At 71.5% G+C, this 20,981-nt stretch carries 17 protein-coding genes and 2 pseudogenes; 8 read left to right on the top strand and 11 right to left on the bottom strand.

The window, feature by feature from the left end:
* Positions 1 to 62 precede the first annotated feature (62 nt).
* Positions 63 to 2,573 (bottom strand): HAD-IC family P-type ATPase, encoded by a 2,511-nt coding sequence (locus tag PWG71_RS19785; RefSeq protein WP_446725059.1) that lies wholly within the window; start codon positions 2,571 to 2,573, stop codon positions 63 to 65.
* Positions 2,574 to 2,890: 317 nt separating this feature from the next.
* Here PWG71_RS19785 and PWG71_RS19790 point away from each other — a divergent pair, with 317 nt between their 5' ends.
* Together PWG71_RS19790 and PWG71_RS19795 are read left to right on the top strand one after the other, a co-directional pair.
* Positions 2,891 to 3,682 carry an NRDE family protein gene (locus PWG71_RS19790; protein ID WP_274811389.1) on the top strand — a complete coding sequence of 264 codons (792 nt, stop codon included), beginning with the start codon at positions 2,891 to 2,893 and terminating at the stop codon, positions 3,680 to 3,682.
* A gap of 380 nt (positions 3,683 to 4,062) precedes the next feature.
* Complete coding sequence (locus PWG71_RS19795; protein ID WP_274811390.1) at positions 4,063 to 4,401, top strand: hypothetical protein; 339 nt, start codon at positions 4,063 to 4,065, stop codon at positions 4,399 to 4,401.
* Between the two features lie 112 nt (positions 4,402 to 4,513).
* On the opposite strand, the gene PWG71_RS19800 is transcribed toward PWG71_RS19795, so the two are convergent.
* The 3 genes from PWG71_RS19800 to PWG71_RS19810 all read right to left on the bottom strand — a co-directional run bounded on the left by PWG71_RS19800 (position 4,514) and on the right by PWG71_RS19810 (position 6,711).
* Positions 4,514 to 5,002 carry a hypothetical protein gene (locus PWG71_RS19800; protein WP_274811391.1) on the bottom strand — a complete coding sequence of 163 codons (489 nt, stop codon included), beginning with the start codon at positions 5,000 to 5,002 and terminating at the stop codon, positions 4,514 to 4,516.
* Positions 5,003 to 5,851: 849 nt separating this feature from the next.
* The gene (locus PWG71_RS19805) at positions 5,852 to 6,277 is read right to left on the bottom strand and encodes a hypothetical protein (RefSeq protein WP_274811392.1); all 426 of its coding nucleotides are present in this window, start codon (positions 6,275 to 6,277) and stop codon (positions 5,852 to 5,854) included.
* Between the two features lie 134 nt (positions 6,278 to 6,411).
* Positions 6,412 to 6,711 (bottom strand): hypothetical protein, encoded by a 300-nt coding sequence (locus tag PWG71_RS19810; protein ID WP_274811393.1) that lies wholly within the window; start codon positions 6,709 to 6,711, stop codon positions 6,412 to 6,414.
* Between the two features lie 569 nt (positions 6,712 to 7,280).
* On the opposite strand from PWG71_RS19810, the gene PWG71_RS19815 reads away from it, so the two are divergent.
* Positions 7,281 to 7,826, top strand: coding sequence for a lytic polysaccharide monooxygenase auxiliary activity family 9 protein (locus tag PWG71_RS19815; protein WP_274811394.1), 546 nt, complete (start codon positions 7,281 to 7,283; stop codon positions 7,824 to 7,826).
* Between the two features lie 514 nt (positions 7,827 to 8,340).
* On the opposite strand, the gene PWG71_RS19820 is transcribed toward PWG71_RS19815, so the two are convergent.
* On the bottom strand, positions 8,341 to 9,273 hold the full coding sequence (locus PWG71_RS19820) for a DMT family transporter (protein ID WP_274811395.1): 933 nt from the start codon (positions 9,271 to 9,273) through the stop codon (positions 8,341 to 8,343).
* A gap of 76 nt (positions 9,274 to 9,349) precedes the next feature.
* Here PWG71_RS19820 and pdxR point away from each other — a divergent pair, with 76 nt between their 5' ends.
* A complete protein-coding gene (gene pdxR / locus PWG71_RS19825; RefSeq protein WP_274811396.1) occupies positions 9,350 to 10,747 on the top strand; it encodes a MocR-like pyridoxine biosynthesis transcription factor PdxR in 1,398 nt (465 codons plus the stop codon).
* A 6-nt stretch (positions 10,748 to 10,753) separates the two neighbouring features.
* On the opposite strand, the gene PWG71_RS19830 is transcribed toward pdxR, so the two are convergent.
* The 5 genes and pseudogenes from PWG71_RS19830 to PWG71_RS28845 all read right to left on the bottom strand — a co-directional run.
* Positions 10,754 to 11,938, bottom strand: a complete 1,185-nt coding sequence (locus tag PWG71_RS19830) for an MFS transporter (RefSeq protein ID WP_274811397.1) — start codon at positions 11,936 to 11,938, stop codon at positions 10,754 to 10,756.
* Positions 11,939 to 12,488: 550 nt separating this feature from the next.
* Positions 12,489 to 12,917, bottom strand: coding sequence for a ricin-type beta-trefoil lectin domain protein (locus PWG71_RS28840; RefSeq protein ID WP_446725060.1), 429 nt, complete (start codon positions 12,915 to 12,917; stop codon positions 12,489 to 12,491).
* A pseudogene (locus PWG71_RS19835) lies at positions 12,891 to 13,730 on the bottom strand (glycoside hydrolase family 16 protein); the annotation flags it as partial. The pseudogene PWG71_RS19835 and the gene PWG71_RS28840, both read right to left, overlap by 27 nt.
* Positions 13,731 to 14,044: 314 nt before the next feature.
* Complete coding sequence (locus PWG71_RS19840; protein WP_274811415.1) at positions 14,045 to 14,179, bottom strand: SIP domain-containing protein; 135 nt, start codon at positions 14,177 to 14,179, stop codon at positions 14,045 to 14,047.
* A 56-nt stretch (positions 14,180 to 14,235) separates the two neighbouring features.
* A pseudogene (locus tag PWG71_RS28845) lies at positions 14,236 to 14,559 on the bottom strand (siderophore-interacting protein); the annotation flags it as partial.
* A 334-nt stretch (positions 14,560 to 14,893) separates the two neighbouring features.
* Between PWG71_RS28845 and PWG71_RS19850 the strand changes: the two are divergent.
* The 4 genes from PWG71_RS19850 to PWG71_RS19865 all read left to right on the top strand — a co-directional run bounded on the left by PWG71_RS19850 (position 14,894) and on the right by PWG71_RS19865 (position 18,835).
* A complete protein-coding gene (locus PWG71_RS19850) occupies positions 14,894 to 15,253 on the top strand; it encodes a hypothetical protein (protein ID WP_274811399.1) in 360 nt (119 codons plus the stop codon).
* A 456-nt stretch (positions 15,254 to 15,709) separates the two neighbouring features.
* Positions 15,710 to 15,901 (top strand): hypothetical protein, encoded by a 192-nt coding sequence (locus tag PWG71_RS19855; RefSeq protein WP_274811400.1) that lies wholly within the window; start codon positions 15,710 to 15,712, stop codon positions 15,899 to 15,901.
* 99 nt (positions 15,902 to 16,000) lie between these two features.
* Positions 16,001 to 17,224, top strand: a complete 1,224-nt coding sequence (gene mshC / locus PWG71_RS19860) for a cysteine--1-D-myo-inosityl 2-amino-2-deoxy-alpha-D-glucopyranoside ligase (RefSeq protein WP_274811401.1) — start codon at positions 16,001 to 16,003, stop codon at positions 17,222 to 17,224.
* A gap of 414 nt (positions 17,225 to 17,638) precedes the next feature.
* Positions 17,639 to 18,835, top strand: coding sequence for a hypothetical protein (locus PWG71_RS19865; protein WP_274811402.1), 1,197 nt, complete (start codon positions 17,639 to 17,641; stop codon positions 18,833 to 18,835).
* Here PWG71_RS19865 and PWG71_RS19870 read toward each other — a convergent pair.
* Complete coding sequence (locus PWG71_RS19870; RefSeq protein WP_274811403.1) at positions 18,750 to 20,177, bottom strand: HNH endonuclease signature motif containing protein; 1,428 nt, start codon at positions 20,175 to 20,177, stop codon at positions 18,750 to 18,752. The two genes, PWG71_RS19865 and PWG71_RS19870, sit on opposite strands and share 86 nt — an antisense overlap.
* Between the last annotated feature and the right edge of the window lie 804 nt (positions 20,178 to 20,981).

A 20,981-nucleotide genomic window follows, 5' to 3' on the forward strand; every position in this document is an offset into this window, starting at 1 on the left:
TCTCCACGACCGTGCACACGGCACGGCCGCGCCACCCGCGAGGGCGGTGCGGCCGTCGCCCGTCAGACCGGGGCCGGGGCGTCCTCCCTGGCGGCCTCCTCGGCGGCACGGGCCTCCGACCGGGCGATCGCCCGATCGTCCACCACCCGGATCACCGTGATGACGGCGATCGCCACGCCCGCCACCGCCAGACCCGTCAGCACTTTGGTCGGGTCGCTCACGTCCAGGTCGAAGAACCACCGCCCCGCCGGGGTCACCATCGCCAGGGTCAACAACCCCACCATGGACCCCACCAGTACGACCTTCCACCACACGTACGGTTTCGCCACCAGCAACAGCACCCACAGGGTGGTCGTGCACAGGGTGATCACCACCGCCGTCCGGTCCGCCGGGTCGGGCACCGTTCGCCCGCCCAGCACCAACAGGTAGGTGGTCACCGCCGCGAACCCCGCCACCATGCCCGAGGGCACCGCCAACCGCAGCGTCCGCGCCACGAACCCCGGCCGGGCGATGTCGGTGTTGGGGGCCAACGCCAGGAAGAACGACGGGATCCCGAACGTGACCGCGTTGATCAGCGTCGCGTGCCGGGGGAAGAACGGGTACGACACCGCCAACAGGCCGACGATCGTGGCCAGCACCATCGTGTACACGGTCTTGGTCAGGAACAGGCTCGCCACCCGTTCGATGTTGCCGATCACCCGACGTCCCTCGGCCACCACCCGGGGCAGCACCGCGAACCGGTCGTCCAGCAACACCAACTGCGCCACCGATCGCGACGCCGGACTCCCCGAGCCCATCGCCACACCGATGTCGGCCTCCTTGAGCGCCAGCACGTCGTTGACGCCGTCGCCGGTCATCGCCACCGTGTGCCCGCGATCGCGCAACCCCCGGACCATGTCGCGCTTGCGCTCGGGGGTGACCCGACCGAACGCCGAATGCCCGTCCACCCGGCGCCCCAGTTCCTCGGAGGCCTCGGGCAGGTCCCGGGCGTCCAACGGTCGCTCGGCGCCCGCCAGCCCCAGCTCCCGGCCCACCGCCCCGACCGAGGCCGCGTGGTCGCCCGACACGATCTTGACGTCCACCCCCTGGTCGGCGAAGTAGTCCAGGGTCGGCTTCGCGTCCGCGCGGACCTTCTGATCCAGCACCACCAACGCCACCGGCCTCACCTCACCGGGCGCCGCCGGGTCGTCCGGCCGGAGCGTGGACCGCGCCAGCAGCAGGACCCGTAGCCCTTGGGAACCGAGCCGGGCCGCCTCGGCCGCCGCCGGATGGGCGGGCGCGAGAACGTCGGCCGCGCCCAGCACCCAGTTCACGTCACCCTCGGGGGTGCGAAAGCCCATGCCGCTCCACTTGCGGGCCGACGAGAACGCCGCCTGCGCAATGGGCGTCCACTCCGGTGCCCGGTGGCCGCCCGCCTCGACGCCCTGGGCGATCGCCGCCATGCTCGCGTTGGGGTCGGGGTCGTGCGCCGCCAACGCCGCCAGCACCTCGGTGGGGGAGGGCCCGGACCCGGAACCGCCGCCCAGGTCGCGGATCTCCGACATCTTCATGCCGGCCTCGGTCAGCGTGCCGGTCTTGTCGGTGCACACCACGTCCACCCGGGCCAGACCCTCGATCGCGGGCAACTCCTGCACCAGGCACTGGTACCGGCCCAAGCGGATCACCCCGACCGCGAACGCGATGCTGGTGAGCAGGATGAGTCCCTCGGGGATCATCGACACCAGGGCCGCCACCATGCCGCGCAGCGCGTCCGCCAACGGCCCGGAGATCTGCCCCCCCGGGGCGCCCTCGTCCAGCGCCACATGGCCGCCCATGAACAACTGGCTGTAGATCAGCAGCGCGCCGATGGGGAACAGGGCATAGGTGATCCACGTGAGGATCCGGTTGATGCCCGAACGCAACTCCGAGCGCACCAGCGAGAACCGGCTCGCCTCCTCGGCCAGCCGCGCCGCGTAGGCGTGCCTGCCCACCTTGGTGGCGCGGAACCGCCCGGTGCCCGCCACCACGAAACTGCCCGACATCACCGCGTCCCCGGGTTTCTTCACCACCGGGTCGGCCTCACCTGTCAACAGGGACTCGTCGACCTCCAGAGCCCCCGACCAGGTGACGGTGCCGTCGACCACGATCTGGTCGCCCACCCCCACCTCCAGGACCTCGTCCAGGACGATCTCCTGGGAGGCCACCCGCACCGTCGCGCCGCCGCGCACCACCCGGGGCCGGGCCGCGTTGACGATGGCCAGCCGGTCCAGGGTCCGCTTGGCGCGCAACTCCTGGACGATGCCGATCAAGGTGTTGATGAGGATGACCATCGCGAACAGCCCGTCCTGGACGGGGCCGATCACGGCGATGATCGCGAACAGCACCGCGATCATCGCGTTGATCCGGGTGAACACGTTGCCCCGGATGATCTGTGCGACGGTGCGGCCCGCCCGTACCGGAACGTCGTTGGTCCGGCCCGCGGCCACGCGCTCGGCGACCTCCGACAGGGTCAGGCCCGGTTCCTCCGGCGGCCGGTTGGGTCCGCTCGGGTGCGGTGGTACGGCGGTGAGGCCGCCGTCGGGTTGTTCGGGCACACGTGCTCCTGGATGTGACATGAAGGGGTGTTCCCCGCAGGAAAGGGGAGGACCGGGAGGGGGCCGGCCCACGGACCTTCCAGGGGGACGCCTCAAGAGTAAGGAGGGACACAAGCGTAGAAGATCCCGCTGACCGGTCGCGGGCGCGAGCGCCCCCCGGAACCGGGTGGGGACACCACCACGACCGGGGAAGGGACCCGCACCACCCCGCACCCGGGAGCAGCGGTGTACGTCCCGGACGAGTCCGGGTACCGTGTTCCCACTTCCTGAGACGTCCCACCGCGGGGACCGGGAGAGACGGATAGGTAGAGGTCCACATGTGCACCGTCATCGTCGGATTCGACCCCGACGCCGACACACCCCTGGTCATCGCCGCCATCCGGGACGAGATGCGTGCGCGTCCCTGGGACGGCCCCGGCCACCACTGGCCCGACCGCCCCGGCCTCATCGGCGGCCGTGACCGGCTCGCCGGCGGTACCTGGCTGGCCGTCGACCCGCGCCGCGCCCGCGTCGCCGCCCTCCTCAACGGCTGGCCCTGGGACGGACGGATGCCCTGGGAGGGCACCTACCCGGCCAGCCGGGGCGAACTGCCGCTGCGGGCCCTGGCCCACCCCGTCCGAGACCCGTTGCACGGCGAGGACCCCACCCTGTACGCACCTTTCCACCTGCTGGACGCCGACGCCCACCACGCCACCCTGTACAGCTGGGACGGGCGGTGCATGGACACCCGGCCCATCCCGACGGGGGTGAGCGTCATCGTCAACACCGGTCTGGACCCCGCCGACCCGCGGGCGACGCGCCACACCCCGGCGTTCGCGAACGCCCGCCCCGATCCCGACCCGACCGGGGCGCGCACACCCGAGGAGATCTGGGGTGACTGGCTGCGGCTGATCACCGAGGCCGCCCACGCCCGCCCGCGTTCGGCGGGGCTGGACGACGCCGGCGACCCCGGCGGTCTCATCGCCCACGCCGACCTCGGCGAGGGGCGGATCTGGGCGACCGGGTCGATCACTCTGCTGGCCGTGGGTCGTGACACGGTCCGTTACGCCTTCACCGCCACCCCCGCCGACCCCGACACCTGGACCATGGTGGACACCGACGTCCATTGACCCGGGGTGCCCCAAGGTTCCGCCGCCCTCGGGGGAGACACCGGTGCGGACCCGGCACGGGCGTTGAGAGGGTGCCGCCACTCGTGCAACAGTGATCGGGGGCGGCGAACGGCTTCTCCCGAACATGGATAACGCGGAGATAACGACTCGTGTTGTTGCAGGTCATCAAGCGTGAGCCCCGCGCACGCGGGGATGGAACGCGGGGTCCGTTCTTTCCGGGTTCAGTGGGAACGTGAGCCCCGCGCACGCGGGGATGGAACCGACCCGAGATGAGCGGTCCCACCCCACTGGTGCTCAAGGGCGGCCTGTACGGCGCGTCTTGAGGCCCCGGGCGTTGGGAGGTTCCCGGGCACGTGATCGCTCACGGAGGCGTGGGGGGTGTGAAGATCGACTTCACCCGGGTTGAGTGCCGCCTCAGGGAGGTCTCAGTGGAGGCGTACGAGGAGACATCGGGTGTCACGATCGTCATCCCCGAGGGCTGGGCCGCAGACACCAGGGGCATGGATCCCGGCGTTGGCGACCTGACGGACCAGACCACTCCCGACCGGCTTCCGGGAACTCCGCTGATCCGACTCACCGGGTCCGGCGGCATGGCGGGAGTAGCCATCCGCCACCCCGACCGCCGGGAACGGCGCAAGCTGGACGGCGACCCGACGCAGGGCGGTACAGCCAGGCACCGTTCTTTGAACGGGTCGGGTCATGGAGCCGGATCCGGATGACCCCGCGCACGTGGTGAGGGGGCGATCGTGAGGACGTTCTCCTTCCCGAACGAGGCCGTGGCCCCGGAGCACACGCTCCGGGGCCACGGCCTTCAGACCTTCACGCCGGTGATCACACCTCGCAGGACCCCGCCGGGTTCCACGGGCTGAACAGGCCGCTCGGGTTGTGCTGCCAGAGCCACACGTGCAGCGTGTAGTTGACCGGCAGGCCCGGCGCCGGGCCCTCGTCGGGCCCGTCGAACGGCCGGCCGAAGAGGTAGGGGCGGTCGTCGTCGGTCTCCACGTCCTGGTCCGCGTCGACGTAGAAGTACTCCAGCGCGACGAGTTTGCGGCCGCCGTAGCCGTCGGGCTGGTAGACCAACACCTCGGGGGTGCGCGGGTCCAGTTCGCGGTCGATCAGGTACGGGTTGACGTAGTGGTAGCCCATCACGCCTTCCGGGCTCTCCACGCACTCGTCGCTCGGTATGTAGCCGTCGGCGATCGCCCGGGCCTCGTCCTGGTACTTCGCCGTGGCCCTCTTGGCGGCGACCAGGTCCTTCCTCACCGTGCTGTCCGCGTGTGCGCCCACCGGCGCGAGCACCGCCAGTGCGATTCCTGCCACCGCTGCCGCGGTGAGGTGTGTGGCGCGTGACGACATCGTGTCCTCCTGAGCTCGGTGCACCCTCGCGAGCCGTTCCCCGGCCGCTTGTCCGGGTCCTGGCGCCGCATTCGGGAACGGCGCCGGGCACACGGGCCCCTCTGGGCCGTGGGTGCTCGTCCGGGAGACAGCTTTTCCGTGTCCGTGCCGCTCAGAGCGCCGGACACGGCCCCTGATGAACCAAAGCCGGCCCAACCTTGACCAAGCGCGGCCACCGACCATCCCCGTGTGAGCGGAGATGTCCGGTATCGGGGACGGACGACCGCGCGAGCACCGGTGAGCCCCGCGCGCGCGGGGAAACGCCGCCCCAGGCGTTGTCGTCGGTGTCCTGGGTGACGGGGTTTCGGGGGCCGCGGTAGAGGGCTCTGCGCGACGAGCCGCCGCTCGGAGCCCCCTGTGATGACTTTTCAGGGCCGTGTGCGAAGCTTGCGACTTCTGCGCCGATCCTTCTCCGGCTTCGGCACGAGAGGGCTCGGCCGGCCCGAGCGGGGCGCTTCGGTCACGGGGACCCCTGGAATCGCCCACGCCCTGGAAACGCCTCCTGGGGCGCGGTACAACGAACGCCACGTCGAGTGGGAGGACGCGGTGGGGTCGGAGGCGGACAGGACCGAGAGCGCCGTCGAACACGGGTCGCCGCCCCGCCGACGACGCGAGGAACCCCGACCGGTGTTCCGCCCCGGGCCCTCCCGTGACCGGGGGACGGATCCGCTCCCCGACCGGGGTGAGCACCCGCACCCGTGTCGGTCGGAGTGGGACGGCAGACGTCGGCGCCCGGAACCGACAGGTCGTCCGGCGCCCCCGGACGCTCGCGTCTCAGCCGTGTCCGTACCGGTCATCGACGTGGACGAGCCGTGACGTCGGCGGCCGTGGAACGCCCTCCTCGGACCGGGGAGCGGACCCGTCACCGTCCTCCTTCGCCCTTTTCCCACTCCGCCTGCGGAGGGAGGGCGGGATCAGTTTCGCCGTGACGATGGCCCCCGCCAGCGGGCCCAGGGAGCCGACGGGATCACGGCGGGCCACGTCGCAGGGGATGTCCAGGCCGAAACCCATGAGCAGGGCCGCGAGCACCTCGTCCGACATGGTCTTGGCCGCCGACCGGGCGGTCTCATGCGTGTACGCCCCGAGTTGGAGGTACCAGGTCACGGAGTCCGAGGTCTCGAACAGTGCCGCAGGGGCGTGCGGGTTGGGCAGGTAGTCGACCACTTCGAGTGCCAGAGGTACCGGAGAGCGTCGGGTCATGGGCGCTGCCTTCCTGTGCGGGACGGGTGTCGGCCGGGCGGGCGGCGCGGACCCCGCCACGGTCGGGTGCACAAGGGCCGGGCCCTGCGCGTCGCCTCGGTCGACGCGGCGGGGTACGACGAGGGATCACGGTGTCACGACGTCTCACCGAGCACGGCCACCCCCCGTATCCGCTCCGCCATCTCCTCCACCGGCACGTCCGCTTCGGCCGTCATCCGGATGGTGAACGAACGTTCGCCCAATTCGGCGTGGTAACGCCAGTGCCACTCGCCGTCCGGATGCCGCCAGCCCTCCAGGAGTTCGTGCGGGAAGAGCGGATCGCGACGGGACAGACGGACGTCGGGTTCGTCCTCCTCCAGCGGTGGACACCCGTAAGGGGCGTCCGGGGCGGTCGGGCCGTCCCCCCGGAGCCGATCTTCTTCACCCGTGGACATGCAGGCGCTCCCCTTCGGAGGGAGGGGCCGCCGGTCGGGCGGTCCCGGTGAGGGAATCCTCCCTGGATTGTAGGACCCGGTGTACCAAGAGGGGCTCAAGTCATCCCTGGTCGGGGACGGGCGGGGGTTCCGCGACCGGGGAAGGAAACAGTGACCTCCCGGTGAGGTCTGATGACCACCCCGGGCAACGCCGGGATTGGTCCACCCCTCACCCGGGCGAACCACCTCCGCCACGGGCCCGGGTTCTCCCAGTTCGCGTTCCCCGGGGTTCCGCAGCCCCACCCGTACCGCTCCCCGGGCGTCGCCCACCGGTCCTGTGAGTGGTCCGGTCCGATCGGCGCACACGTCGCCACCAGGCGGTCCGACTGTTCGTCACGGGCCGGTTACCCGGCCTTCCCACGGGAAATCCTTCATGCACAGGGGCTTCGCGCACCGGCTCCCGGTGGCTCCGAACCCCCGAGCGCTCACCTTCGCCTCGAACCGGGATCCCGGTTCGAGACTCCCCCGACGGATCTTCCACCCGGCCTTCACGGTCCCGGGACGCGATCCATGACCGAAGGACCCCGCACATGCCGCTCCGCACGTCCGACATCCCCCGTAAGAAGCACCGTTTCCGCGCCGCCGCGGCGCTGGCCGCCGCCACCGCCCTCTTCCTCGGCCTCATGCCCGCCGGCGTCGCCAACGCCCACGGCTACATCTCCAACCCCATGAGCCGCCAGGCCCAGTGCGCCGCCGGCATCGTCCAGTGCGGCGGCATCCGGTGGGAGCCGCAGAGCGTCGAGGGGCCCAAGGGCCTCATGCGATGCGACGGCGGCGTCGGCCGCTTCTCCGAGCTGAACGACGACGGCCGAGGCTGGCGGGTGACCGACGTCGGCCGCGTCCAGGCCTTCACGTGGACCATCACCGCGGCCCACTCCACCTCCACCTGGGAGTACTTCATCGGCGGCCGGCGGGTCGCCGTTTTCAACGACAACGGTGCCCGCCCGCCGTGGACCTTCACCCACACCGTGGACCTGTCCGGCTACAGCGGTCGGCACAAGCTGCTGGCCCGGTGGAACATCGCCGACACCGCCAACGCCTTCTACGCCTGCGTGGACATCAATATCCGCAGCTAGAGACAGGTGCCCCGGGCCCACGGCGGTCCACCTCATGCGCCTCCGGCCGGCGATCGCCCTCGGGTCGGGCCGGCCGGAGACGCCACGCGGAGGAGGATCCGAGATCGGGTCCCACGTGTCGGTGCTCGCCGGAGAGCCGCCGACCGGCGGTCCGGGCCTCTCGGGCCGGAGGTCCTGCGACCCCCGGGCGGCTCCGCGCCCTCCTCCGGGTCGTGCGGTCGGTCGCGCGACGGCTCCGGTACCCCGCTGCGGTCGGCGGCTCCCGATGAGCCGGCGCATCCGCTCGGTGTCGGGAGAACGAACACGGTGCTGGAGCGTCCCGACCGGAAGGCCCCCATGTCCCTCGATCGGAGGCGTGGTCCCGTGGCGCGGCGACGTCCACGCCCGTCCTCGCCCGTACCGGGAAGGGAACGCGGGGATACGGCCGCGCGCGTGAAACAGGCGGGTGCGCGGGTGAAGGGCGAAATGACCCGGGACGATACCGACACGACCGCGCCGTCACCGCCCGCGATGGTCATCGCGATGCGAGGACGGAGCCTCGGTCGGTGCGGGGGCGACGGGGGCGCGGGGCGAAGCCGATCACGAGGCCCGCACCGATGACCGCCATGCCGATCCACGTGCCGACCGAGGGCATCGGGGCGCCCAAGGCGGTCGCGACCAGCGCCGCCGTCGGTGCGGCCACGCCCGCGGCGAGACTGGCGGCGCCCGCGCCGACCCGGTTCACACCGGTGAACCACAACACGAACGACAGCGCCGTCGCGATCGCCCCCAGATAGACCACCGCGCCCAGGGCGGCCGGGTCGGAGAGGACGCCCCACGCGGTGGGGCCCGCCCACAGGGACAGCACGCCGAAGATCACCGCCGCCGTCACCGTCGTGGCCGCCGTGTACCCCCACGCGCCCATCCGGGCCAGCGCCGGCGCGCCGAACAGGGTGAACCCCGCCTCCAAGACGATGAGCGACAACGCCAGCAGGATCCCCAGGGAGTCGGCGTGCCCCCAACCGGTCACGGCGACCGCCCCCGCGCTCACCACCAGCGCGCCCGCCACGACCTGCCCCGACGGCCGCCGTCCCCGGGTGAGCGGGCCCGCCACCGACAGCACGATGGGGATGCACGCCACCGCGGCGGCGAGCACCGCCGGTTCGGCGTGCGCGGTCCCCACGATCAACACCAGGTTGAACCCGACCAGGCCGGACAACGCCCCCGCCACCACCCAGAGCACGTCGCGCCCTCGGGGGAGCGGCAGATGTCGGCCGAGCAGACGGGCCAGGACGATGATCGCGATCGCCGCCACCGCGTAGCGGGCGGCCTGGACGACGAACGCGGGCAGGTCGGCGGTCGCGCCGATCACGGCGACACTGCTGCCCATCAGTGCCATGCCGCCCAAGGCGGGCCACAGCCCCCACAGGGTCGACGTACGGGTTTCCAGAGGAGAGGTTTTCTGCACGTCCTCCACCGTGGACCCGTTATGGTCCCATGCACAGGGCCAAACATGTGCGTTCCAATTGGACCAAGGGGGAACGATGGTGCGAGGTTCGGACTTCCTGCAACTCGACCCGAGCGACATCCCCCGGGGCGGGCGGACGGAGTGGCTCGTCGACGCGCTGCGCTCGGCGATCGCCGGGGACGTCCTCCCCGTCGGTACCCGGCTGCCGCCCACCCGGGCGTTCGCCGCGGAACTCGGGCTGGCCCGCGGCACCGTCGTCGAGGCCTATCAGCGGCTGACCGAGCAGGGCCTGCTCAGCGCCGCCCGGGGCGCGGGCACCGTGGTGGCGGCCCGGCCGGTGAGGTCCCCCGCCCCGGCCCCGGCCTCCGGGGTCTGGGAGCCGACGGTGTTCGACGGTGACGTCATCGACCTGGCCACCGGCATCCCCGACCTGGCCGCCTTCCCCCGCGCCGCCTGGCTGCGGGCCGAACGCGAGGTGCTGTCCGGCGCGGACACCCGGTCACTCGGGTACGCCCCGCCGCAGGGGACCCCGGAGTTGCGCGCCGAACTCTCGGCGTGGCTGGCGCGCTCGCGGGGTGTGCGCGCCGCACCGGAGCGGATCGTGATCACCGCCGGTGTCACCGGCGCCCTGAGCATCCTGGCGCGGGTCCTACGGAACCGGGGACGGACGACGATCGCCCGGGAGGATCCCGGCGCGGACGGCAACCGCGCGATCCTGGACCATTGGACGCGCTCCACCGTCCCCGTCCGGGTGGACGCCGACGGCATCGACACCGCGGCGCTGGCGGCGACCGGCGCCCGCGTCGTCCTGGTGACTCCGGCCCACCAGTTCCCGACCGGGGTGGTGCTGTCCCCGGAGCGCCGTCGCGCCCTCGTGGACTGGGCGCGCGAACGCGACGGCCTGGTCATCGAGGACGACTACGACGCCGAGTACCGCTACGACCGCTCCCCGGTGTCCGCCCTGCACGGTCTGGACCCGAGCCGGGTCGCCTACACCTCCAGCCTGTCCAAGACCCTGGCCCCCGCGTTGCGCTCCGGCTGGCTGGTCCCGCCCGCCCACCTGCTGGAAGAGGTCGTGGAGGCGAGATGGGCCGTGGACCTGGGTTCGCCGTCCCTTCCGCAACTGGCGCTGGCCGCGCTGCTGCGCGACGGGACGATCGCCCGCCACCTGCGCACCATGCGGTCCCGCCACCGGGTCCGGCGGGACGCCGCCGTGGCCGCGGTGCGCGAACACCTGCCCGGCTGTCCGGTCCTCGGGGTGGCCGCCGGGCTCCATCTGCTGGTGCTGCTGCCCCCCGACCTCGACGACCGGGAGGCGGCCGCCCGCGCCGAACGGGTCGGGGTGGCGGTGCAGCCGCTGTCGCGGCACCGCACCGTCCCCGGCCCGCCCGGACTGGTCATCGCCTACGCGGGACAGGGACCGGCGCGGTTGCGCGAGGCGATCGCCCGGATGGGTGCGGCGATCCGCCTGTGAACCCGGTCAGGCGACCCCGCTGGTCTCCCGGACGGAGGTCGCCGTCGCGCGGTCGCGGTCCAGGAATCCGGCGGTCACCGCGACCCCCAGCCCGGCCACCGCCAGGACGGCCCCGATCGCGGCCGGGGAGGCCAGTCCGAGCCCGGCGGAGATGCCCACCCCGCCCAGCCAGGCCCCGCCCGCGTTGGCCAGGTTGAACGCCGAGTGGTTGGCCGCCGACGCCAGGGTCGGCGCGGCGCCCGCCTTGTTCATCACCAGCAGCTGCAACGGGGTGGTCACCCCGAACCCGACCGCGCCCAGCACCACCACCGACGCCATCGCGGTCCACGGGTTGTGCACGGTGAGCGTGAACAGGGCCAGCACCACCGCCAGCGAACCGAGTGCGATGTAGATGGTGGGCCGCAGGGCCCGGTCGGCCAGGGGGCCGACGATCAGCGAACCCAGGGTCATACCGATGCCGAACAGCGCCAGTACGACCGTCACGCCCCGATCGCCCAACCCGGCGAGTTCGGTCATCATCGGCGCGATGTAGCTGTACACGGCGAACACCCCGGCGAACCCGAACACCGCCGCCAGCAGCCCGAGCAGCACCTGGGTGTTCCCGAGCGCCCGCACCTCCGGCATCAACCGGCCGCTGCCGGTGCGCGCCAGCCGGGGCACGAACACGGCGATGCCCGCCATGGCCAGCACCGCGATCACGGTGACCACCAGGAAGGCGGCCCGCCATCCCAGTTCCTGACCGAGCAGGGTGCCCACGGGGACGCCGATGATGTTGGCGACGGTCAGCCCCAGGAACATGCGGGCCACGGCGCGGCCCTGACGGGCGGGCCCCGCCATCTGGGCGGCGGCCAACGCGCCCGCGCCGAAGAACGCGCCGTGCGGCAGGCCGGCCACCACCCGGGAGACGAACACGGTCTCGTAGGTGGGCGCCAGGACCGTGGCCAGGTTGCCCACGGCGAACAGGCCCATGAAGAGGATGAGGACGTGCTTGCGCGGCAGCCGAGTGGCCATCGCGGTGAGCAGCGGGGCGCCGACGACGACCCCGAGGGCGTAGGCGGAGATGAGGTACCCGGCGGAGGAGATGCTCACGCCCAGCCCCTCGGCGACCTCCGGGAGCAGGCCCATGATGACGAATTCGGTGGTTCCGAGGGCGAAGGCGCCCACGGCGAGCGCGAGCAGGGCCAAAGGCATGGGAGAGCCTCTCAAGACGGCTGCGGAGTGGACCTGGGGGTGGTCGGGGACCGTGTACGGCCCCGCGCTCGGGCTCCATCGCCCGGGGACACCTCCACAACCGGCGCGGAGGGGTTTCTACTTCCCGGTAACCACCGTCCCCGTCGTGTGATGTCGGACTCGCCGGGTCACGGCCGCCCGGGTGGTCATCGCCACGCGGGTCGTGGAACGGGGGAGCGCAGGGCGCGGCCCGCCCTCTGTGGCCGTGAGAAGGGGCGGGCCGATCCCGGCGATCGTTTCCGAGCCGGTGGCCGGCGTCGATGGCGACATCACGGCCGGGTTCGAGACGGACCTGTCCCGGTGGACTCGGGTGCCGACGGACCTCCCCCCTCACCCCGAAGGCCTCCCGGGTTCCGCCGTCCGGTGCGCCCGCCTCCTCGCCCGCCCACGACGGTTCCCGGCCCGAACGCACACCGCCCGCCGGGGGACCGGCGGGCGGGCGGATTCAGTGGATCCGTGTCGACACGTGCGCACCTGGGCGGGCCGGTGCGCGGGCCGACGGATCAGGTCGTCAGGGCAGGTTCCAGCGTTGGACGGCGCTGCCGTCGCAGTTCGCGATCTCGGTGCGGGTCCCGTCGCTCTGCGTCCGTCCGACCGGTTGCAGACAACGTCCCGACTGCGGGTTGCGCAGTGCCTGGGAACCGCTCACGTGGGTCCACCGCTGGGCGCCGGTCCCGTTGCAGGTCCACAACTGGACGCGGGTGCCCGCGCCGGTCGCGCCGCCCGCGACGTCCAGGCACTTGCCGAGGGCCCGGACCGTGCCGTCGGAGCCGACCGTCCACTGCTGGGCCTGGTTGCCGTTGCAGTTCGCCAGCTGGATGGGGGTGCCGTCGCCGGTCTGGGCGCCGGCGACGTCGAGGCAGATCCCGTTGGAGGCGGTGATGGTGCCCGTTCCGCCGCCGCCGGAACCGTCCAGTGAGTACACCCGGACGTAGTCCACGACCATCTGCTGGGGGAACTGCGTGCTTCCGTCCGGGTAGCCGGGCCAGTTCCCGCCGACCGCCACGTTGAGGATCATGAAGAACGGCTGGTCGTACACCCACGGGTTCCCGCGGGTGTCGGCGGAGGTGTAGGTCTGGTAGGCGTTGCCGTTCACCGACCAGGTGACGGAGCCGGGTCGCCAGTCGACGGCGAAGGTGTGGAAGTCATCGGCGAACGACCATCCCTGCGGGTGCATGTAGGAGCCGGTGAGCGGGTTGCCACCGGAGTAGCCGGGCCCGTGGAGGCTGCCGTGCACCATGTGGGGTTCGCGGCCGATGTTCTCCATGATGTCGATCTCGCCGGAGTTCGGCCACGGAGTGTCGGGGAAACCGGAGCCCAGCATCCAGAACGCCGGCCAGATGCCCTGGCCCCGGGGGATCTTGATGCGGGCCTCGACCCGCCCGTACTGGGGCTGGACCTTGTTCTGGGTGGTCATGCGGGCCGAGGTGTAGGAGCCGTCGGCCTCCCGGCGCGCGGTGATGACCAGGTTGCCGTTGCCGTCCAGCGCGGAGTTGGCCCGGCTGTTCGTGTAGTTCTGGAGTTCGTTGTTGCCCCAGCCGTGATCGCCGGTCTCGTGGTTCCAGTTGGCGGCAGAGGGAGCGCTCCCAGAAGGACCGTTGAACTCGTCGGACCAGACCAGCGTGGCCTGGGCGGCGGCTTCGGCCTCGGCGGGCGCGGGGGCGGCCGAGGAGGTGCCGGGCACCAGGAGGGCCAGCGCGGCGACGGCGGCGGCCAGGGACAGGGGTGTGCGGAATCGATGTTCGGTGCGCATGGGTGTACTCCGGGGGAGATCCCGCCCGTGGGCGGGGGACGGACGGAGCGGTCGCGCCGCCGGAATGACGGACGCGATCGTGACGACCGAGAGCAGTCGTCTGGTGACCCACTGAATCGTTTCGTTACTTTATGTCCGTTCAGTCAGGCTGGGCAAGAGGTGAGGCCCGATCTCTTTCGGTCCGCGTTCCCGGTCTGTTCGCCGTCCCATGGCCCCCACGCACGTGACAGGGGTGGAAGGCCTTTTTCGTCCCTCACGTCACTCAGGCCTCATTTCTCGTTCCCCGCCTCCGTCGCGCGGCGGCCAGTGCGGGTTCACCCCGGCGAACGCCCGACCTCGGGCACGTCGGCGGACTCGGGCACCTCCAACACCTCCGCTCGCGGATCCTCCGGGGCCTGCTCGACGATCGACGACAACGCCGGGACCGCGCTCTCGTCGCCCACCGACAGTTGCCGGTCGGCCCCCCGGGCGGGAGGTGGTAGGGCCCCTCGGTGAACAGGCCGAGTTCGTCACCCTCCCTTGCGCCCAAGGCCCAGGCCGGTGCGGGACCCGCGTCGCCGTGCACCGCGAACTCGATGTCCGGTTCCAGGCGCTCGGTGTCGAACCGGCGGGCGGTGTGGTTGCGGACGTGCGGCCGCTCGGCGATGGGCATCAGGTGGTACTGCGCGGTCCAGCCGTTGTGCGCGGCGATGGGGACGCGCAGCCCCCGCCCCCTCACGCGCCAGGAACAGCCCGACGCGCTGATCCAGGCTCGGGAACGCGAAGTCCACGAGCTCCTCGCCGCCGACGGTGACGAAGCTCGGGCCGGTCCGCGCGGTGCGGACGACACGGACGCGGATCATCGGGTGGCACTCGGGGCGCGGATCCTCACGGGTCTCTCTTCCCGGGATGGGGTGGGAGCCGTGCGCCGCGAGGGCGCCCGAATGAAGTTAGGTTGGCCTAACCAATTAATGCCTCCAAGTTTGGGGAGGGCGCTCCGGGGAAGCGGTAGAGAACCCGTGGCGACAGTCGCCCTGAAAAGTGCCGAAAGGATTCCGAAACCGCGTCATAGGCGACTGACGCGAACGTGTTGAGGGTGAACCGAAAACCCGGATACTGCGTCAATTCGCACAACAGGTGCATCGCACGTCCGAGTCAGCCGTCCGCCTATGGAAGGACCGCAGATGAGCGCTATTCCCGCCTCCGAACAGCCCTACCGGCGTCCCGTCGAACCCGCAGACCTCGTGGGCCGCTGGGTCCGCCTCGACCACGACGCCTCCGTCGGGGTCCTCGACAACGCCCGACGCGAGACCGGGGCCACCGACTGGGAGTGGGATCTGCGCACCTCCGAAGGGACCGTCTCGGGAACGGGACCCCTGGTCGCCCGGCCCCTGACCGACCCCTCCGGCCTGCGCTCCGCCCGCCGTCGACTGCGCGCGGTGCGGGCCGACCTCACCGAACTCGCTTCCCCCGACGACCCCGCCCTGGCACGCGCGACCGAGGACCTCGACCTTCTGGAACTGGAGGCCGCGGCCCTGCCCTGACCGGGTGCCGCCCGCTCGGGAAAGGCTCTCTCCGGGCGGGCACCCGATCCCGACCCGAGAGGACGGGGCCGGCCGCACCCGGCCGCCCCGGACCCGGATCACCCGGACCGCGGACCCTCGAAGGGCGTCGGCCGGGCGGTGGACCCTCCGCATCGCGACACCCGCGCGGTCGCCTGCCCGGAGCCGACCAAGGGATGAGGACCTCCGCAGGGGCCAGAGGGATCGCAGTCGGTTCCGGACACCTGAAGTGTGCGCGGCCCTTTCCACTGTTCCCGGCCCATGCGCCTCGGTGGCCACGGATACGGTCGAGGCGCTTTCGGGGTTCTCCGTATCCATGACGACTGTCACGATCCCGGTTGCCCCTCCGTGACAACCCCCAGAGTGACCGGAGCGTCTCTGTCAGAGACGGTGTCCACACCGTCGTACGCGCCCGGTGCGCACGGCAGGGGGAGTGGGATGGAGGGACGCAACGGCGTTCTCATGGAGACCGGGGCCTACTGGCTCTTCTACGTGGTCTCCGTTTGCGGCGCGCTGATGCACTGGAGGCAGGGCAACGAACTCCTCGCGGCGGTCTGCGGCGCAGCCGCGGTCCTGGCGGCCCTGCTCATCGCGAGCGGACACCGCGACAACCTCGCCGCACCCCGATGAGCGGCCTCGACCTCCCGGTCGCCCGTGGGGCGATCATCACCGCGTACACCGCCCCTCCCTGGGCGTTTGCCGACCGCGTGTCCGGATAGTCTTCCGGTTATGCGTTCATGGTCTGCGCCTGACATCGTCCCCTTGCCCGGTACCGGCGGTCCCCTTCGGCTCCACGACACGGCCACCGATCGGATAAAGGAGACCACCCCCGGGCCCCGGGCGGGGATGTACGCCTGCGGCATCACCCCCTACGACGCCGCCCACCTCGGCCACGCCTTCACCTACCTGACCTTCGACCTGGTCAATCGGGTCTGGCGGGACGCCGGACGCGACGTGAACTACGTACAGAACACCACCGACATCGACGACCCGCTCCTGGAACGGGCCCATGCCATCGGGGTCGATTGGCGCGATCTCGCCCACCGCGAGATCGACGTCTTCCGCGACGACATGGCCGCCCTGCGCATCATCCCCCCGGCCTCCTACGTCGGCGTCGTCGAGTCCGTCGACCTCATCAGTGACCTGGCCGCCCGGATCCGCGCCACCGGCGCCACCTATGACCTCGACGGCGACCTCTACTTCTCCGTCGCCGAGGCTCAGAACTTCGGGGAGATCGGCCACCTCGACCGTGACGAAATGCTCTCCCTGTTCCGGCAGCGCGGTGGCGACCCCGACCGTCCCGGCAAGAAGGACCCGCTCGACTGGCTGCTGTGGCGCGCCGAACGCCCGGGCGAACCCGCCTGGGACAGCCCGCTGGGACGGGGCCGCCCCGGCTGGCACATCGAGTGCAGCGCCATCGCCCTGGACCGGCTCGGCCCGCGCTTCGCCCTCAACGGCGGCGGCAACGACCTGATCTTCCCCCACCACGAGATGGGGGCGGCCGAGACCCGCTGCGTCACCGGTGGCCCCAACGCCGACAACCACCTGCACGTGGGCATGGTCGGCCTGAACGGCGAGAAGATGTCCAAGTCGCTGGGCAACCTCGTGTTCGTGTCCAAGCTGCGCGAACAGGGTGTGGAACCGGCCGTCATCAGGCTGGCCATGCTCAGCCACCACTACCGCACCGCCTGGGAGTGGACCGACGACCACCTCCCGGTGGCCTGCGCCCGCGTCGAACGCTGGCGTGCCGCGTTCGCCCTGGGCAGGGCCCCTGACGCCGCCCCGTTGCTGGCCGCCGTGCGCTCCGCCCTCGCCGAGGACCTGGACGCGCCCGCCGCGCTGGCCGCCGTGGACGCCTGGGCGGATACCGCCCTCACCGAGGGCGGTACCGACGCCGATGCCCCCGCGCTGGCCCGCACCGTCGTGGACACCCTGCTGGGTGTGGCCCTGTAACACCCGCGATCCCGGCGGGGCCGGTGTTCGTGACGCGAACGCCGGCCCCGACCCGTCACAGGGTCGACGATGCCCGTGCCGGCGCCGACGTTCCGGACCGGACCGTCCGTCGATGGGGCCTCCTGATCGAAAGGACGTCCGCCCCCGGGGCCGGGGGAGGACGTCTCACCGGCATCCTCATTCCGCCCACCAACGGCTCGATGACGAGGGTCTTCGGGGAGTGCCCCGATCGGCCCGGACGAACGCCGTGGCCGATCCCGGTCCGTGGGCCGACAAGGGACGGGAACGGCGTCGAGACCGGTGCCACCGCGCGCCTGGGGAGGGGTGTGCGATGCGGTGGGCGGTCGAGGGTCCCGGGCCCGGGATTCGGACCCGGTACCGGAAAACGTCGGTGGGCGCTGTCACGATCCACGCATGAGCACCGGAACCGACGTACTCACCGCCACCGACTGGAAGCGGACCTTTCACGCCTATGGTCTGGGCACCGACGTGCCCGGACATCTGGCACTCCTGCTCTCCGACGACCCTCGGGATCACGCCTCGGCCCTGGACCACCTCTACTCCGCGGTGATCCATCAGGGCAGTGTCTACTCGGCCACTGTTCCGGCCGCCCGATTCGTCGCGGGCGTTCTCGACCGGCCGGGGCTCGACACAGCGGCTCCCGATACCGACGCGACGGACGGCGGATCCTCTCCGTCTCTGCGGGTCCGCCTGCTCGCCTTCCTGCGCGACGCCGTAGAAGGCACCATCGGGTATCTGGAGACGCCCGTGCCTCCACTGCTCGACACGACCGAACGCGACCGGGTGTACACCGCGATGGGTTCCGACGACGAGGATGAGGCCATCGACATCTGGGAGGACGAATCCATCGACTCCCTCATGTACCACGAGGTGGGGGTCGCCATGCGCGAGGCGGCTCCGGAGCTGTACACGGCGGTGCGCCCCCATCTCACCCACCCCGACGCGGCCACCCGTCGCCGGGCGGTGGAGGCGGCCGCCGCCATCGCCCGCCTGGGCGGCCTGGACCTCGACCTCTCCGGTGCCGCGGACATGGCCGAGACCCGAGACGAGGGCGCGGTCATCGTCCTGGCACTGGGGGAATCCGACGGGGACACCACCGAGTTCCTCGCCCATACCGACCCGGCGATCCGTGCCTGCGCCGCGCTCGCCCCCGGCCAACGTGAGAACCCGGCGGCACTCACCGAGCTACTGTCGGCCCTGCGCGATCCGGAGGAGGCCGACACGTGGTTCGAAGACCGGCCCTCGTTCTTCGACCGCTACGGGACTGTGCGGTCCACCCTCCTACGCGAGGCCGCGCTCCGGGGCACACCGGATGACGCGGAGCGGATGCTTCCCGTGTTCCGTGGGTTGACGCCGTGCACCTCGGCTTCCACGGCCGACGCCGATCTGGGGCCGATGCTGGAGGCCGCGTTCCCGGATGGGCTTCCCGAAAACCTCACCGGTGCCCAACGGGAATACCTGCGGGCACTCGCAGACGGCGTCCTGCCATGGAAGGGCGCACAGGTCACGGCGTTCGCCGCTCTGCTGCGGAGGCTCGGTCTGCCCGCCGACCGGGAGGAATTGAGGGTTCTCGTCGGGGAGTGGGAATGAGGGGCCCGGACACCGTCGGGCCTGGCCCGGATGGACGCCTGGTGGGCCGTCCGGACCAGTAGCGGTGTCGGTCCGTTTCCAGAGCGCGGCGGTGCTTGATGCGGTTGTGGGTCGAGCACAAGGGCTGGAGGTTGTCGGCGCGGGTGGGACCGCCCTGGAAGAACTCCGTGATGTGGTCGGCCTGGCACCAGCGCAGGGGCCGGTCGCACCCGTGGGGCCAAGCGCAGGTGGTGTGATTCGCGAACGCGGCCGCCCGTAGCCCGGGGGAGGCCAGTCTCCGGTTCTCTCCCACGTGGGTGACCACGCCGTCGGTGTTGGTGAACAGGGGCCTGATCACCGCTCGGGTCAGCCATTCGCGCAGGACCGAGACGGGCAGGACCTGGCCGGTGTCGGTGACCGGGGCCCCGGCGGTGGTGTCCCCGGCCAGCACGACATCGGGGACGGTGATCTTCAGCCGTACCACCGGGGTGCCCGGGTCCGTGCAGGTGTGGTGGGTGTGGGCGACCTCGATGGCGGTGGTGAACGCCTCGTACAACCGTCGCGGTCGCGAATCCGCTCCGCCGGTGTCGTGGGGGGAGGTCTCCGGATCCGGGGGAGGGGTGTAGGAGTCCAGGCACGCCTGTATCAGGGCGCCGTCGGCGGCCGATCCCCAGACCTGGAGCAGGAACGCTCCACGGGGGGTGATGTCCAGGCGGGCACCGCGTTGGGCGTGGGCTCGGGCGTGGTCGGTCTCCACGACGTCGGGCAGCAGGCGGGCCTGTAGACGGGTGGCGAACCGGCCGATCTGGGCCACCGAGAGCGCGCCGTTGTCGTTCTCCCGGGCGGTGAGGATGCCCGTCTCCATCATCTGGCGCATCTGCCCGGCCGAGATCGGCTCGGTGTCGTCGGGGAAGGTGGCGCACTCCAGCGCTTGAACGGCCTTGTCGGTGGCCTTGACCACGGCCACCGCCTCTCCCAGGGACAGGGCCCCGGTGTGGAAGGCGCGGTGGGTGGCGGGCAGGCGGTCGTGGTGGAAGGCCATGACCAGGTTCTGTAGGTCGGTGGCCCGGGAGGCGCTGATCCCGAAGGCGTGCACCATCCACTCTTTGAGGGTGCGATATCCGCACGCCTCGTCCAGGGTGCCGTCGGCTGCTGCTCGGGCCAGGGGGACGAGCATGGCCGCGATCATGGTGTCGATGTGCTGCCACACCCGGGTGACCTGGTCCAACAGCTCTGCTTCGTGCCCCGCCGGCACCGGTTCGGAGAAGGCCCGGGTGAGGGTGTCCACGGCGGCGGTCATCGCCGCATCGACCGGGGTGATCCCGGCCGGTGCGCGTGTGCGCTCTTGCGCGTGCTCCGTCATGTCCCTCACTTTATAGACGCGGGTTTTCGCGGGGCGGTTTTCCACAGGGCTTTCGAGAAGGCTTTCGGGGGCTCCGGACTTCTTCGGGGAGTGCTGATCTCCGGTGATGTCGGGGTTGTTTTCCGGGCGGGCTGGAAAGACCGGGAAATGGTCGTATGCGGTCCGCCGGTCCGGCCTTCGGCCCTGGGTTTCACGGGCCGTCCGCGGGCCCGGGAGCGGGTCGTTGGCAGGCCGGAGCGGCGGGAGGGTCCGTGCGTTGGAGGAGGGAGCCGGGGACGTGTGCGCCGCCCGCACGGGAACGCGCTTCCCGCGCATGAACGCGGACCCGCCCGGCCCTCCCACCACGCGTGTCCTTTTCGTCTGCGGACGCCCCTCTTCGTCCGCCGGCGGCCCATCGCCGAGCCCGACCGCCACAGCCGACCTCGATGCCCCGGGAACCGGTGGACCGGTCACGTGTCCTCGTGATCGGAAAAGCGACTTTTCCTGACCGGAAAAACCACGTCGAGAGGCGGATGCACGTGCACTTGCTCTGTACCTTAAGACTTCCTTAGCTGGCACCTAAGGTCACGTGAAGCCTCTGCCCTGTCTGCTTTCTCCTGATTTACGTTTTTCTCAACGGTCGGTTTCGCCCGTGGACCCGAAGACAGACGGAGGTGGCAGAGGTGGCCCTCATGCAGGGTGTCGAAGCGTTCTATGAGGAGCCGGGGAAGGTCCTCACCGACCTCGACGATCCCTTGGCATTGCCCACCGATGTGCGTCGGCGTGTGTCGGCTCTGGCCCGGGCCTCGCGGTTGCTGGTGGCCT

The sequence above is a fragment of the Nocardiopsis sp. N85 genome (assembly GCF_028882275.1).
Classification (GTDB): domain Bacteria; phylum Actinomycetota; class Actinomycetes; order Streptosporangiales; family Streptosporangiaceae; genus Nocardiopsis; species Nocardiopsis lambiniae.